Genomic DNA, 13,683 nt, shown 5'->3' on the forward strand with positions numbered 1-13,683 from the left:
ATGTTTATCATTTCAAGCAAAATGATGCTGAATAAGGCACAACAAGAAGGCTACGCCGTACCGGCGTTTAACATCCACAACCTGGAGACCCTACAGGTTGTCGTGGAAACAGCAGCCGAACTGCGTTCTCCGTTGATCGTCGCCGGCACACCTGGCACTTTTAGTTATGCCGGAGTCGGAAACATCGTTGCAATCGCCAGTGAACTGGCAAAATGCTGGAACCATCCCCTCGCCATCCACCTCGATCACCATGAAAGCGCCACTGATATTGAAGCGAAAGTCGCTACGGGTATTCGCTCCGTCATGATCGATGGTTCCCATCTGCCGTTTGCCGAGAACATTACGTTAGTTAAACGCGTGACGGACCACTGCCACCGCTATGACGTTAGCGTTGAAGCGGAGCTGGGACGGCTGGGTGGACAAGAAGATGACCTGATTGTGGATGGAAAAGATGCGCTTTATACCCACCCAGAACAGGCTCGGGAGTTCGTGGAAAAAACCGGTATCGACTCACTGGCGGTCGCGATTGGCACGGCGCATGGCCTGTACAACGCTGAACCAAAACTGGATTTCGAACGACTGGCAGAAATTCGCCAGTGCGTTGAAATCCCTTTGGTTTTACATGGCGCATCCGGCCTTCCTACACACGATATTAAGCGCGCTATCTCTTTAGGGATCTGCAAAGTGAACGTCGCGACCGAACTCAAAATCGCCTTTGCTGGCGCACTCAAAACTTATCTGAGTACACATGCCAATGCGAATGACCCACGGCATTACATGATGCCTGCCAAAGCCGCCATGAAAGAGGTGGTGCGTAAAGTCATTGCCGATTGCGGCTGTGAAGGGAAATTGTAACTTATTGATTTAATTTACTTGTCCGGATTCTGACAAAGGTCTGTTTTAAAGCTGGATCACGAAAGTCGCTTTTACCCTTTGCCTTCAATCCAAAAATATTATGAAGATAAACAAAAGATATCGGAGATAGAAGTGAAAGAAATAATATCTCGTCATAAAGCAGGTGAACATTTAGGTATTTGTTCTGTTTGTTCAGCACATCCGCTGGTCATTGAATCCGCATTACGTTTTGATCTCAATACAGACAGTAAAGTTCTGATCGAAGCGACATCTAATCAGGTTAATCAGTTTGGTGGTTATACAGGGATGAAACCCGCTGATTTCCGTGACTTTGTCTATGGCATCGCACAAGAGATTGGTTTTCCTCGCGAAAGACTGATCCTCGGGGGCGATCACCTCGGCCCTAACTGCTGGCAAAATGAAACTGCGGCAGAAGCGATGGAGAAATCGGTTGAGTTAATTAAAGCCTACGTCGCTGCAGGATTCAGCAAAATTCACCTGGATGCTTCAATGTCCTGCGCTGACGACCCTACACCGCTGGACCCAATGGTTGTTGCCCAGCGAGCTGCCGTGCTTTGCCAGGCTGCGGAAGCAATAGCCACGGAAGAACAAAAACGCCAACTGACTTACGTGATTGGTACAGAAGTCCCGGTACCAGGTGGAGAAGCCAGCACCATTGGTACTGTACACGTTACGCGCGAAGAAGATGCCGCCAGGACACTGGAAACCCACCAGGTTGCCTTCCGTGCGTTAGGACTTGAAGAGGCGTTAACTCGCGTTATAGCCATTGTGGTTCAGCCTGGCGTCGAGTTCGACCACACTCAAATCATTCACTATCAACCACAAGCTGCAAAAGCGCTTTCTGCCTGGATCAAAGAAACCCCAATGGTCTACGAAGCGCATTCAACAGATTATCAAACCCGTCAGGCATACCGTGCGCTGGTACGCGATCACTATGCAATTTTGAAAGTGGGTCCGGCACTCACCTTTGCCCTGCGTGAAGCCATTTTTGCCCTGGCGCAAATGGAAAATGAGCTGGTATCTCCGGAGCAGCGAAGCCGGGTTCTGGACGTGATTGACGAAGTGATGCTGAATGAACCGGATTACTGGAAAAAATACTATCGCCCAACCTGGAGTCAGGCGATGGTTGATATTCACTTCAGTCTCTCCGACCGTATTCGTTACTACTGGCCGCATCCCCGCATTCGCCAAAGCGTAGAGAAATTAATAACCAACCTTAATGACGTCGCGTTACCTCTGGGACTCATTAGCCAATTTATGCCGGTGCAATTTGAGCGTCTGTCTGAAGGCACATTAACCGCGACACCACACAATTTGATTATCGACAAAATCCAGGATGTTCTGCGCGCCTATCGCTTTGGTTGCGCACCAGTAATCGCCTGAAATCTGGAGAATATATGAGTCAACTCTTTGTCCGAACAGGAATTAACTTTAGCTCGTGTCAGCATGCGCTGACCCATATTGGGGAGGAGATGCTAGCTAAAGGGGTCGTGCATGAAAGCTACCCGCAGGCCCTGATTGAGCGTGAAGTAACTTTTCCAACTGGAATCGCGCTGGAACGTCATGCCGTTGCGATTCCGCATTGTGAAGCTGTTCACGCGAAATCTCCGGCTATCTATCTGATTCGCCCAGATACACCGGTTAACTTTCAACAAGCGGATGATGATGAAGAGATAGCCGTCTCTTTAATTATCGCCTTAATTGTTGAAAACCCGACGGCGCAACTGAAGCTCTTGCGTCGTCTGTTTAGTGAGCTACAAAACCCGAGCACCATTGAAGCATTGCTGAATGCACCCGATGCAGAACTGGCAATGCTCTTTCGGGAAAAAATCCTTGAGTCTGAGCCCTGCGCCCAGGATTGATAAGAAACTGATAATAAAAGGAATACCCTATGAAACGTAAAGTAATTGTGGCCTGCGGCGGTGCTGTAGCAACTTCAACAATGGCTGCGGAAGAAATCAAAGAGCTCTGCGAAGCCAACAATATCCAACTCGACCTGGTTCAGTGCCGGGTAACGGAAATCGAAACTTATATGGATGGCGCGGACCTTATTTGTACTACTGCTCGCGTTGACCGTACATTTGGCGATATCCCGGTTGTTCACGGCATGCCTTTTGTCTCAGGCGTGGGTATCGAAGCATTACAGCAAAAAATACTGACTATCCTCGTGGGGTAACGCCATGTTTAGCGAAATAATGCGTTATATCCTCGATTTAGGTCCAACGGTTATGCTGCCGTTAGTGATCATCATCTTCTCAAAATTACTGGGAATGAAGCTCGGGGATTGTTTTAAATCTGGTCTGCATATCGGGATCGGCTTCGTCGGCATTGGTCTGGTGATCGGCCTGATGCTGGACTCTATTGGACCAGCCGCAAAAGCGATGGCGGAACAGTTTCAAATCAACCTGCACGTTATTGACGTCGGCTGGCCGGGTTCATCACCAATGACCTGGGCTTCGCAAATTGCGTTAATTGCGATTCCTGTCGCCATTGGTGTGAATATCCTGATGCTGGTTACCCGCATGACCCGCGTGGTGAACGTCGACATCTGGAATATCTGGCATATGACGTTTACCGGCGCCATGTTGCATCTGGCGACCGGTTCATACTGGCTGGGCATTCTCGGCGTGGTTGTTCATGCCGCCTTCGTCTACAAACTGGGTGACTGGTTTGCTAAAGACACGCGCGACTTTTTTGGCCTGGAAGGGATTGCTATCCCCCACGGTTCCTCGGCCTACCTGGGCCCAATAGCGGTCCTGGTTGATACGATCATTGAAAAAATCCCGGGCCTTAATCGTATTCACTTCAGTGCAGACGATGTACAGAAACGCTTCGGTCCTTTTGGCGAGCCTGTTACCGTCGGCTTCGTTATGGGTCTGGTCATCGGTATGCTGGCAGGATATGACGTGAAAAGCGTCCTACAATTGGCTGTGAAAACGGCTGCCGTGATGCTGCTGATGCCACGCGTAATTAAACCGATTATGGATGGCTTAACACCTATCGCGAAGCATGCCCGCAAACGCCTGCAGGCAAAATTTGGCGGTCAGGAGTTCTTAATTGGTCTGGACCCTGCGTTGCTTCTCGGTCATACGTCGGTGGTTTCTGCCAGTCTAATCTTTATCCCGCTGACCATCCTGATTGCCGTGCTGGTACCAGGGAACCAGGTTCTGCCCTTCGGCGATCTCGCGACAATTGGTTTCTTTGTTGCCATGGCGGTAGCCGTGCATCAAGGGAACCTGTTCCGCACACTGATCTCCGGCGTCATCATCATGGGTATCACCCTATGGATAGCAACTCAGACTATTGGTTTACATACCCAACTTGCCGCCAATGCAGGCGCATTAAAAGCCGGTGGCATGGTGGCCTCAATGGACCAGGGCGGCTCCCCAGTCACCTGGCTGCTGATCCAGCTTTTTACTTGGCAGAACGTGGTAGGTTTCATCGTTATCGCGGCTATTTACCTGTTGGGTGTACTGCTGACCTGGCGTCGGGCACGTAATTTCGTGGCAGCTGAAAAAGCAGCAGCTATAACGGAAAGCCAGACCGCATCATAATTTCTGGGGAGCATTTGCTCCCCTTCACATTTCTGGAGACTTTTATGAAATCAGTGGTTATTCACGCTGAGGGTGACGTACGCGTTGAAGAACGTCTCATACCACATCTGCAAACGGATGAGGATGTACTGGTTAAAGTAGTCAGTTCAGGGCTTTGCGGCTCGGACATTCCCCGAATCTTCAATCGTGGCGCTCACTATTATCCAATCACGCTTGGGCACGAGTTCAGTGGCTATGTTGAATCCTACGGCGCAGGCGTTACCAACCTACAACCCGGCGATGCCGTTGCCTGCGTACCGCTACTTCCCTGCTTCCACTGCCCTCAGTGCGTGCGTGGCTACTTCTCGTTGTGTAAGCAGTATCAGTTTGTCGGTTCACGTAGCGAAGGCGGCAACGCAGAATATGTTGTGGTGAAACGCGCGAATCTGTTCCGCCTACCTTCAGATATGCCGATTGAAGATGGCGCATTCATTGAACCCATCACCGTCGGCCTGCATGCGTTTCATTTGGCTCAGGGTTGTGAAGGCAAAAATGTGATTATTGTGGGAGCTGGTACTATCGGTTTACTGGCGCTGCAATGCGCCCGTGAACTCGGCGCTAAAAGCATCACGGCGATTGATATCAACCAGCAAAAGCTGGCGTTAGCAAAAGAATTGGGGGCAACCTATGTATTTAACAGTCGGGAGATGAGTGCGACTGAGATTCACTCTGGTCTGGAGAATGTTCTATTTGACCAACTCATACTGGAAACCGCGGGAACCCCACAAACTGTGACGCTGTCGATCGAAATTGCTGGCCCTCGCGCTCAACTGGCGTTAGTGGGTACGCTGCATAATGATCTAGCGCTGTCTTCAGGTGTCTTTGGACAAATATTACGTAAAGAGTTAACCATTCTTGGTAGTTGGATGAACTATTCCAGTCCATGGCCTGGAGAAGAGTGGGAAACCGCAGCGCGTTTACTGACGGAAAAACGCTTACAGCTTGAGCCATTAATCGCCCACAGTGGTGATGCCGAGAGCTTTGCCTGCGCCGTCAAGTCACTCAAGGGCGCGCCGATGCAGGGTAAAATTCTGCTCAAACTCTCCTGACCCCACGAGCCAGCAACCTGCGCTGGCTCACATTTACTTTCGAAATTTAGCGTTCACCTTTCGCAATCCTTCGATTAAACTAGTGACAGTCAAATTATCAGGCAAATCAATATGAACTCATTTGAGAGAAGGAATAAAATTGTCGACCTGATTAATACGCAAGGTAGCGTACTGGTAATGGACCTTTCGAATACCTTTGGTATTTCTGAAGTCACCATTCGCGCCGACCTGCGGTTATTAGAAGAGAAGGGTCTGGTCACCCGTTTTCATGGCGGTGCGGCAAAACCTGGAAGCCATCTGGCTGAAGGTGACAATCAGGAAGTATTGTTAGAAGATCGGTATCAGCTTGCCAGCGATCCTAAAAAGCGGATCGCTCAGGCGGCAACGGCAATGGTCGAAGAAGGAATGACCGTAATCTTGGATAGCGGAAGCACGACCTTACTGATCGCTGAGGCGCTAAACCGAAAAAGTAATATCACTGTTATTACCAATAGCCTGCCTGCTGCGTTTACGTTATCGGAAAACAAAGATATTACGCTGGTCGTCTGCGGTGGCACGGTGCGTCACAAAACGCATTCAATGCATGGCACTATCGCTGAACGTTCCCTACAAGGGATAAGCGCTGACCTGATGTTTGTGGGTGCTGACGGGATCGATGCAACTAATGGTATTACGACATTCAACGAAGGCTATTCGATTAGTAGCGTAATGGCGGCGGCGGCACATAAAGTCATTGCCGTACTGGATGCGACAAAATTTAACCGACGTGGATTTAATCAAGTACTTCCCATGGAGAAGATTAACTGCGTAATAACCGACGACAGCATCAGCAAACAGGATAAATCAGCACTGGCTAAAACAGGCGTTGAACTGCTGGTCGTTTAAATTACCCGCCACATCCCTGTTTCGTCGCGCCAACGCGTTGCAGTTTGCCTTTTAGCTGCAACGCTTTCAGCGCGTTCTTCCGACATTTCTTCCAACAAACTGGCGATCAATCCAGACGCTCTTACTCTACCTGCTGTTCCAGCGCGTGCTTATACAGCGCATTCTTTTTCACGCCGTGGATTTCAGCGGCCAGCGCGGCGGCCTTTTTCAGCGGCAATTCGGCCTGCAGCAACGCCAGAGTTCGCAGCGCATCAGCAGGTAGATCGTCTTCTTGCGCTTTATGCCCTTCAACAATTAGCACCATTTCACCTTTGCGACGGTTTTCATCTTCCTTGACCCACGCCAGCAGCTCGCCGACCGGCGCACCGTGAATGGTTTCCCAGGTTTTCGTCAGTTCGCGCGCCAGCACCACGTAGCGGGATTCGCCCCAGACGGCGACCATATCTTCCAGGCTATCCAGTAAACGGTGAGTGGATTCATAAAAAATAAGCGTACGTGGTTCAGCCTCAATGGCTTTCATCGCATCACGACGCCCTTTCGATTTGGCAGGCAGAAAACCTTCATAGCAAAAGCGGTCTGAAGGCAGACCGGCAGCGCTCAGTGCCGCAATCGCTGCGCAAGGGCCCGGCAGAGGTACTACGCGGATCCCCGCTTCGCGACAGGTGCGCACCAGATGGTAACCAGGATCGTTAATCAGCGGCGTTCCGGCATCGGAAACCAGCGCAATGTTTTGCCCTTCTTTGAGTTTCGCCACCAGCGTTTCCGCTTTTTGTTGCTCATTGTGATCGTGTAATGCAAACAAACGAGCGTTAATCGCGAAGTGTTGTAACAATAACCCTGTATGACGGGTATCTTCAGCGGCAATCAAATCAACGGCTTGTAAAACTTCGAGCGCTCGTTGGGTAATATCAGCCAAATTTCCTATAGGAGTAGGTACAATAAAGAGTTGGCCTTGAGAATTATCCGCCGATTCGTGTTGTTTCATTGTGTCGTCCGTATTGCCGATTTAATATTGAGCATTGAGTAAAAAAATATCACTGGATACAGTATGGTACCCTCAACATTTTCTCGTTTGAAAGCCGCACGCGCGCTACCAGTCATTCTGGCAGCACTGATTTTCGCAGGCTGTGGCACCCAGGCGCCAGACCAGAGTGCAGCCCATATGCAGGGCACTGCGCAGGCTGATTCCGGCTTTTATCTGCAACAAATGCAGCAAAGCTCAGATGATAGCAAGACCAACTGGCAATTACTCGCCATTCGTGCACTGCTGAAAGAAGGCAAGAGCCAGCAGGCTATCGAGCTGTTCAACCAGCTACCGCAGAAACTCAGCGATACTCAGCGTCGTGAGCAGTCTCTGCTGGCCGTCGAAATCAAGCTCGCACAGAAAGATATCGCTGGCGCTCAGGCCCTGCTGGATAAACTTACTCCTGCCGATTTCGATCAAAACCAGCAGGCCAGATACTGGCAGGCGCAAATCGACGTCAACCAGGGTCGCCCATCGTTGACGCTATTGCGCGCCCTCATCGCCCAGGAACCGCTGCTGGCCGCGAATGCTAAGCAGAAAAACATCGACGCCACCTGGCAGGCGCTGTCATCCATGACCCAGGAGCAAGCGCAGGCGCTGGTTATCAATGCGGATGAAAACGTGCTGCAAGGCTGGCTGGATCTCCAGCGCGTCTGGTTCGATAACCGTAACGATCCGGACATGATGAAAGCCGGTATTGCTGACTGGCAGAAACGCTATCCGCAAAACCCTGGCGCAAAAATGCTGCCAACGCAGTTGGTTAACGTGCAGAGCTTTAAGCCCGCCTCCACCAGCAAAATTGCACTGCTGCTGCCGCTGAACGGTCAGGCCGCTGTATTTGGCCGGACTATTCAGCAAGGCTTTGAAGCGGCGAAAAATATGGGTACTCAACCCGTAGCGATCCCTGCTGTAGCTGCGCCTGCTGAGGATACAACAGCTGCGACAACTGTGGAGCAGCCGCAAACGACTGACGGTGTTGCCAGCCCTTCTCAGGCGTCTGTCAGCGACCTGACTAATGAGACGCCAGCACAGCCAGAAACACCTGCTGCGCAGCCCACAGCACCCGCTCAGCCAACAACCGCCAGCGCACCGGCGAATCCATCTGCAGAGCTGAAAATCTACGACACCTCATCACAGCCTCTGAACCAGATCCTGACTCAGGTTCAACAGGATGGCGCCAGCATCGTGGTTGGTCCGCTGTTGAAAAACAATGTTGAAGAGCTGATGAAAAGCAACACGCCATTAAACGTGCTGGCGCTTAATCAGCCGGAGTCGGTGAAAAACCTGCCGAACGTCTGCTACTTCGCTTTGTCGCCAGAAGATGAAGCGCGCGACGCCGCGCGTCACATCCACGACCAGGGCAAACAAACGCCGCTGCTGTTGATCCCACGCAGTTCGTTAGGCGATCGCGTTGCCAATGCCTTTGCTCAGGAATGGCAAAAACTGGGCGGCGGCGTGGTATTGCAACAGAAGTTCGGCTCCACCGCCGAGCTGAAAATGGGCGTCAACGGCGGCTCGGGGATTTCCCTGACGGGCAGCCCGGTGGCTTCCTCTGTGCCTGCGCAACCTGGCGTGACGATTGGCGGCCTGACGATTCCGGCTGCGCCAACCGATGCGCAGATCACCGGCGGCAGCGGTCGTGTTGATGCCGTGTATATTCTGGCAACGCCAGAAGAAATTGCCTTTATTAAGCCGATGATCGCTATGCGCAACGGCAGCCAGAGCGGAGCAACGCTGTACGCCAGCTCCCGTAGCGCGCAGGGAACTGCCGGCCCGGATTTCCGCCTGGAGATGGAAGGCTTGCAGTACAGCGAAATACCGATGCTGGCAGGGGCTAACGCGCCTCTCATGCAGCAAGCGCTTGGCGCAGTGCGTAATGACTACTCATTGGCGCGTATGTACGCGATGGGCGTCGATGCCTGGTCACTTGCCAACCACTTCTCGCAAATGCGTCAGGTACAGGGTTTCGAAATTAACGGCAACACCGGGGCCTTAACCGCAACGCAGGATTGTGTGATTAACAGGAAGTTATCATGGCTCAAATACCAGCAAGGACAAGTCGTCCCCGCCAGTTAACGAGTAAACAGACCGGTGACGCGTGGGAATCCACCGCGCGTGACTGGCTGCAGAGCAAGGGACTGCATTTTATCGCCGCTAACGTACGTGAACGTGGCGGCGAAATCGACCTGATAATGCGTGAAGGCAACACCACCGTCTTTGTTGAAGTCCGCTATCGGCGCTCGGCCCAGTTTGGCGGCGCAGCGGCGAGTGTGACCCGGAGCAAACAACACAAATTATTACAGACCGCCCGCTTGTGGCTTGCACGCCACAATGGGAGTTTTGATACTGTGGATTGCCGGTTCGATGTGTTAGCCTTCACCGGAAATGATGTTGAGTGGTTTAAGGACGCGTTCAACGACCGCTCATAGTTGAAGATTCAGAGCCTGGTTCTTAAGGATTAGCGTGTTAGATAGAATTAAAGTCTGCTTTACTGAAAGCATTCAAACTCAGATAGCTGCGGCTGAAGCACTTCCGGATGCGATCTCCCGTGCAGCCATGACGCTGGTTCAGTCCCTGCTCAATGGCAACAAAATTCTCTGTTGTGGTAATGGGACGTCCGCTGCCAACGCACAGCATTTTGCTGCCAGCATGATCAATCGTTTTGAAACAGAGCGCCCAAGTTTACCTGCGATTGCACTAAATACTGATAATGTGGTCTTAACTGCGATTGCCAACGATCGCCTGCACGATGAAGTTTATGCAAAACAAGTCCGTGCGCTGGGACATGCAGGTGATGTTCTGCTGGCAATCTCTACGCGTGGTAATAGCCGCGATATCGTAAAAGCCGTTGAAGCCGCCGTGACACGCGACATGACAATTGTCGCGCTGACCGGGTATGACGGAGGGGAGCTGGCCGGGTTACTGGGGCCGCAGGATGTTGAAATCCGTATCCCCTCACACCATAGCGCCCGCGTTCAGGAAATGCACATGCTGACGGTCAACTGCCTTTGCGATCTCATCGACAACACGCTTTTCCCTCACCAGGATGATTAAGGAGTACACATGAAGGCATTTTCGCCGCTTGCTGTGATTATCGCTGCACTGATGCTGCAAGGCTGTGTCGCTGCTGCCGTTGTCGGAACTGCTGCTGTCGGCACCAAAGCCGCGACGGACCCTCGTAGTGTCGGCACCCAGGTAGATGATGGAACCCTGGAGTTACGCGTCAATACGGCGTTGTCGAAAGATGCCCAGATCAAGAAAGAAACGCGAATTAACGTGAGCGCGTATCAGGGTAAAGTGCTACTGGTCGGTCAGTCGCCAAATAGCGAACTGTCTGCGCGGGCAAAACAGATTGCGATGGGCGTAGAGGGTACGACAGAGGTCTTTAATGAGATCCGTCAAGGCCAGCCAATCGGCCTGGGCGATGCGTCCAACGATACCTGGATCACCACCAAAGTACGTTCACAATTGCTGACCAGCGATCAGGTGAAATCCACTAACGTGAAAGTCACGACCGAAAATGGGGAAGTCTTCCTGCTGGGTCTGGTGACCGAGCGCGAAGCGAAGGCGGCGGCGGACATCGCCAGCCGGGTAAGCGGCGTGAAACGCGTCACGACGGCCTTCACCTTTATTAAGTAAGATGATAACAGATGCCGGATGACGACGTCAGAGCACGTTATCCGGCATTTTATTTAGCCCGTTCGCGCAGCCCGGAAGAGGTCATTATCGTAACACCTTCCGGTCCTGGTGCCAGCGCCTCTGCCAGCATAGCCCGCGCCACATCACGCGCTTCAATCGACTTCCAGTTACCCGGCAGCAACCGAAATAATGGCGCTAAAAACATTTCATTCGCCCGCTGTTTATCCCGATCCCCCAGAAGCATAGAAGGCCGGGCAATCGTCAGTCGCGGCCAATTCTGCGCAATCAGCGCCTGCTCCATTTCACCTTTCACCCGGTTATAAAAAAAGGGCGAATTGGCATTAGCGCCCATCGAACTCACCACCAACATGTGCTGGGCCCCCAGCCGACGCCCCGTCAGGGCCGTATCCACTACCAGCGTATAGTCAGCGTGGATAAATGCCTCTTTGCTGCCCGCTTCACGTCGGGTCGTTCCCAGACAACAAAAGACGATATCGACCGGATCGGTAACCTGCGCCAGAGCATCGGTTAGCTGCGGATCGTGGGGATTATAGATGCCAGCCGTATCAGCCAGCGGTCGACGCGTCGGCGCCGTAATGGCATTGACCCGAGGTTCATTCAGCAACATACGCAATAAATGTCCACCCACCAGACCCGTTGCACCGGTTATTAACACCTGGCTCATCGTTTATTTTCCCCTGACGCTTCAATCACTCTTTTAACTATAGATCACGTAGCCAGTGCATCTTTTTACCGAAGCCCAGTGTGTTGTCCGTGAATTTGACTTCATCCAGTCGAATCTCCCACACGGGCGCTGGCAACATTCTGGCGACGGGGAAACGGCGGTTGTAGGCGTTACGCGCGGTGTCACTCTCCTGCCCTTCAAGACGGCGAATCTCCCCCTTAAACTGCACGCCACGAATCAGGGCGACCGTTTTGGGCTGACCATTTACCGTGCCGGCAATCGGCGCGCGCGGCCCGGACATTTGCGCATGGCGCGTTTTATCTTCGGTCAGCACATAGAATGCCATCTTCTGCGCATCAAACAGGTAAAACGCATTGGCGCACCACAATTCACCTTCATGATGAACGCACCAGGTCACGACATGCTGCTTTGCCAGCCAGCGGGTCACCGCAGTCAGTGTTTCCATTTCTGTTCTCTTTTATACTGTAGGCCTGAAAATTATCACGTCGATGGTGACAATGACACCCTGGTATCTGTACCTGATCCGTACTGCAGACAACGCCTTATACACCGGTATAACCACCGATGTGCAGCGCCGCTATAAGCAGCATCAAAGTGGGAAAGGTGCGAAGGCACTACGCGGAAAGGGGGAACTCACGTTGGCATTTGCGGCGCAGATCGGCGACCGTTCGCTGGCTCTGCGCATAGAGTATCGCGTCAAACAGCTCACCAAGCGGCAGAAAGAGCGCCTTGTAGACGGCGAAGGGCTTGAGGCGCTACTGAGCAGCCTGCAAACCCCGGAGCTTAAAAACGATTGAAGTGGTCGTGGTATTCCACAAGGCCCGTCACGCCTTCCAGCGCGTCATCCGCCAGGCGATGAACCTGGAATGCGCTTTCAGTGCCCGGCCAACGGCAATGCAGATCGTGATGCGCAGCCAGCTCAAAGCCAAAGCGGCTGTACAGCGCCGGATCGCCCAGCGTAACCACCGCGGCGTAGCCAAACTCGTTCAGGGAATCAAGCCCTTCATAGACCAGCTGACGCGCCAGACCCTGCCCACGGTAGTTTTCATCCACGGCCAGCGGCGCCATGCCGACCCATTGCAGATCTTCGCCCTGGACATCGACAGGGCTGAACGCGACGTAACCCACGACCTGACCTTCTTCATCGGTAGCAACCAGACCCAGCGTTAAGAACCCGTCTTCACGCAGGTCGTGTACTAGTTTCGCTTCCGCATCGCTCTCAAACGAACGGCGCAGCAGCGCATCAATACCAGGGGCATCAATGGGAATTTCGACTCGAATCAGCATGGCTCACCTACCGAAGTCTGTTTGGTTTCTGGCGTTGTTTTCATTCCCGCCTCAACAAAATCCGCCAACTGCATCAGCATGATGCGCAGCGCCTTAGGCATCTGCTCCAGTTCGATGGCGTCCATCAGATTTTTTACATACAGCCCTAATTCTGTATCACCTTCAATCACCAGGCGACGCTGGAAGAACAGCGTATCCGGATCCTGCTTACGTGCCGCGATCATCAGAAGATCGCTGGCATCCGCGCTAAAACTGACATCCGCATCTGCATTCTGGCTGACGATCAGTTTATCGTTTTGAACAGAGGTATACCATTTAAGGCCGATGTCACGCACATGAATGCTCAGCCAGCGACCGTCGAGAAACTCCAGCTCCCCATCGGCCAGCGCCTGACTAAACTGCCAGCTCAGGACCTGTTCCAGAACCTGGCGCTTCAGCGCAAAGGGCGTCAGTTTAACCGGTACACTCATCAAAGAAGGACCAAAATGTACTAAGCGTGAACGCAGTTTATCCAACACGAGCTTTACTCCCTGTTTCAATAGTCCTGCTATTTTGCCATATCAAATAAACGACATAGCGGCATAAATCAACAATTCGCTACGAAATTGTTACCTCTTTATTGGT

17 protein-coding genes are annotated in these 13,683 nt (G+C 52.2%); 12 read left to right on the forward strand and 5 right to left on the reverse strand.

The features are described from left to right. From On2M_RS21245 to On2M_RS21275, 7 genes are all read left to right on the forward strand, one after another. A complete protein-coding gene (locus tag On2M_RS21245) occupies positions 1-855 on the forward strand; it encodes a tagatose bisphosphate family class II aldolase (RefSeq protein ID WP_142712485.1) in 855 nt (284 codons plus the stop codon). A gap of 132 nt (positions 856-987) precedes the next feature. After that, entirely contained in the window at positions 988-2,259 is a 1,272-nt protein-coding gene (gene gatZ, locus On2M_RS21250) for a tagatose-bisphosphate aldolase subunit GatZ (protein WP_210905432.1), read from the forward strand. Between the two features lie 14 nt (positions 2,260-2,273). Further along, positions 2,274-2,738, forward strand: a complete 465-nt coding sequence (gene gatA / locus On2M_RS21255; RefSeq protein WP_151224401.1) for a PTS galactitol transporter subunit IIA — start codon at positions 2,274-2,276, stop codon at positions 2,736-2,738. Positions 2,739-2,767: 29 nt separating this feature from the next. Next, on the forward strand, positions 2,768-3,052 hold the full coding sequence (gatB, locus tag On2M_RS21260) for a PTS galactitol transporter subunit IIB (protein WP_003828616.1): 285 nt from the start codon (positions 2,768-2,770) through the stop codon (positions 3,050-3,052). 4 nt (positions 3,053-3,056) lie between these two features. Beyond that, positions 3,057-4,430: a PTS galactitol transporter subunit IIC gene (locus On2M_RS21265; RefSeq protein WP_210905433.1), complete on the forward strand. Its 1,374-nt coding sequence runs from the start codon at positions 3,057-3,059 to the stop codon at positions 4,428-4,430. A 44-nt stretch (positions 4,431-4,474) separates the two neighbouring features. Then, complete coding sequence (gene gatD / locus On2M_RS21270; protein WP_210905434.1) at positions 4,475-5,518, forward strand: galactitol-1-phosphate 5-dehydrogenase; 1,044 nt, start codon at positions 4,475-4,477, stop codon at positions 5,516-5,518. A gap of 111 nt (positions 5,519-5,629) precedes the next feature. Continuing rightward, positions 5,630-6,403 carry a DeoR/GlpR family DNA-binding transcription regulator gene (locus On2M_RS21275; RefSeq protein ID WP_003828620.1) on the forward strand — a complete coding sequence of 258 codons (774 nt, stop codon included), beginning with the start codon at positions 5,630-5,632 and terminating at the stop codon, positions 6,401-6,403. 121 nt (positions 6,404-6,524) lie between these two features. Here On2M_RS21275 and rsmI read toward each other — a convergent pair whose 3' ends face one another. Then, positions 6,525-7,388 carry a 16S rRNA (cytidine(1402)-2'-O)-methyltransferase gene (rsmI, locus tag On2M_RS21280; RefSeq protein ID WP_151217843.1) on the reverse strand — a complete coding sequence of 288 codons (864 nt, stop codon included), beginning with the start codon at positions 7,386-7,388 and terminating at the stop codon, positions 6,525-6,527. Positions 7,389-7,451: 63 nt separating this feature from the next. Between rsmI and On2M_RS21285 the strand changes: the two genes are divergently transcribed. From On2M_RS21285 to dolP, 4 genes are read left to right on the forward strand one after another with little or no spacing between them, the layout of a single operon-like run. Continuing rightward, positions 7,452-9,503: a penicillin-binding protein activator gene (locus On2M_RS21285; RefSeq protein WP_210905435.1), complete on the forward strand. Its 2,052-nt coding sequence runs from the start codon at positions 7,452-7,454 to the stop codon at positions 9,501-9,503. After that, positions 9,461-9,856, forward strand: a complete 396-nt coding sequence (locus On2M_RS21290; RefSeq protein ID WP_016157561.1) for a YraN family protein — start codon at positions 9,461-9,463, stop codon at positions 9,854-9,856. Before On2M_RS21285 ends, On2M_RS21290 begins: the two co-directional genes overlap by 43 nt. Before the next feature lie 34 nt (positions 9,857-9,890). Beyond that, positions 9,891-10,481, forward strand: a complete 591-nt coding sequence (gene diaA, locus On2M_RS21295; RefSeq protein ID WP_003024948.1) for a DnaA initiator-associating protein DiaA — start codon at positions 9,891-9,893, stop codon at positions 10,479-10,481. 9 nt (positions 10,482-10,490) lie between these two features. Then, entirely contained in the window at positions 10,491-11,066 is a 576-nt protein-coding gene (gene dolP, locus On2M_RS21300; protein WP_210905436.1) for a division/outer membrane stress-associated lipid-binding lipoprotein, read from the forward strand. A gap of 49 nt (positions 11,067-11,115) precedes the next feature. On the opposite strand, the gene On2M_RS21305 is transcribed toward dolP, so the two are convergent. Next, positions 11,116-11,751 carry an NAD(P)H-binding protein gene (locus On2M_RS21305; RefSeq protein ID WP_210905437.1) on the reverse strand — a complete coding sequence of 212 codons (636 nt, stop codon included), beginning with the start codon at positions 11,749-11,751 and terminating at the stop codon, positions 11,116-11,118. Between the two features lie 37 nt (positions 11,752-11,788). Further along, complete coding sequence (locus tag On2M_RS21310; protein WP_151224406.1) at positions 11,789-12,217, reverse strand: YhbP family protein; 429 nt, start codon at positions 12,215-12,217, stop codon at positions 11,789-11,791. A gap of 43 nt (positions 12,218-12,260) precedes the next feature. Between On2M_RS21310 and On2M_RS21315 the strand changes: the two genes are divergently transcribed. Next, positions 12,261-12,569, forward strand: a complete 309-nt coding sequence (locus On2M_RS21315; RefSeq protein WP_276577183.1) for a GIY-YIG nuclease family protein — start codon at positions 12,261-12,263, stop codon at positions 12,567-12,569. On the opposite strand, the gene On2M_RS21320 is transcribed toward On2M_RS21315, so the two are convergent. Beyond that, positions 12,556-13,059, reverse strand: coding sequence for an N-acetyltransferase (locus On2M_RS21320; RefSeq protein ID WP_151224407.1), 504 nt, complete (start codon positions 13,057-13,059; stop codon positions 12,556-12,558). The genes On2M_RS21315 and On2M_RS21320 overlap by 14 nt on opposite strands. Then, the gene (locus On2M_RS21325) at positions 13,053-13,577 is read right to left on the reverse strand and encodes an SCP2 domain-containing protein (protein ID WP_151224408.1); all 525 of its coding nucleotides are present in this window, start codon (positions 13,575-13,577) and stop codon (positions 13,053-13,055) included. The genes On2M_RS21320 and On2M_RS21325 overlap by 7 nt, the downstream gene beginning before the upstream one ends. Positions 13,578-13,683: the final 106 nt, after the last annotated feature.

This window comes from Citrobacter sp. On2M (assembly GCF_018035235.1).
Classification (GTDB): Bacteria; Pseudomonadota; Gammaproteobacteria; order Enterobacterales; family Enterobacteriaceae; genus Citrobacter; species Citrobacter meridianamericanus.

Excerpts from the sequence above, each read along its gene's own strand:
- On2M_RS21245 (WP_142712485.1), top strand. The coding sequence starts at position 1 with ATGTTTATCATTTCAAGCAAAATGATGCTGAATAAGGCACAACAAGAA.
- gatA (WP_151224401.1), top strand. The coding sequence starts at position 2,274 with ATGAGTCAACTCTTTGTCCGAACAGGAATTAACTTTAGCTCGTGTCAG.
- gatB (WP_003828616.1), top strand. The coding sequence starts at position 2,768 with ATGAAACGTAAAGTAATTGTGGCCTGCGGCGGTGCTGTAGCAACTTCA.
- On2M_RS21265 (WP_210905433.1), top strand. The coding sequence starts at position 3,057 with ATGTTTAGCGAAATAATGCGTTATATCCTCGATTTAGGTCCAACGGTT.
- gatD (WP_210905434.1), top strand. The coding sequence starts at position 4,475 with ATGAAATCAGTGGTTATTCACGCTGAGGGTGACGTACGCGTTGAAGAA.
- On2M_RS21275 (WP_003828620.1), top strand. The coding sequence starts at position 5,630 with ATGAACTCATTTGAGAGAAGGAATAAAATTGTCGACCTGATTAATACG.
- rsmI (WP_151217843.1), bottom strand. The coding sequence starts at position 7,388 with ATGAAACAACACGAATCGGCGGATAATTCTCAAGGCCAACTCTTTATT.
- On2M_RS21285 (WP_210905435.1), top strand. The coding sequence starts at position 7,452 with ATGGTACCCTCAACATTTTCTCGTTTGAAAGCCGCACGCGCGCTACCA.
- On2M_RS21290 (WP_016157561.1), top strand. The coding sequence starts at position 9,461 with ATGGCTCAAATACCAGCAAGGACAAGTCGTCCCCGCCAGTTAACGAGT.
- dolP (WP_210905436.1), top strand. The coding sequence starts at position 10,491 with ATGAAGGCATTTTCGCCGCTTGCTGTGATTATCGCTGCACTGATGCTG.
- On2M_RS21305 (WP_210905437.1), bottom strand. The coding sequence starts at position 11,751 with ATGAGCCAGGTGTTAATAACCGGTGCAACGGGTCTGGTGGGTGGACAT.
- On2M_RS21310 (WP_151224406.1), bottom strand. The coding sequence starts at position 12,217 with ATGGAAACACTGACTGCGGTGACCCGCTGGCTGGCAAAGCAGCATGTC.
- On2M_RS21315 (WP_276577183.1), top strand. The coding sequence starts at position 12,261 with ATGGTGACAATGACACCCTGGTATCTGTACCTGATCCGTACTGCAGAC.
- On2M_RS21320 (WP_151224407.1), bottom strand. The coding sequence starts at position 13,059 with ATGCTGATTCGAGTCGAAATTCCCATTGATGCCCCTGGTATTGATGCG.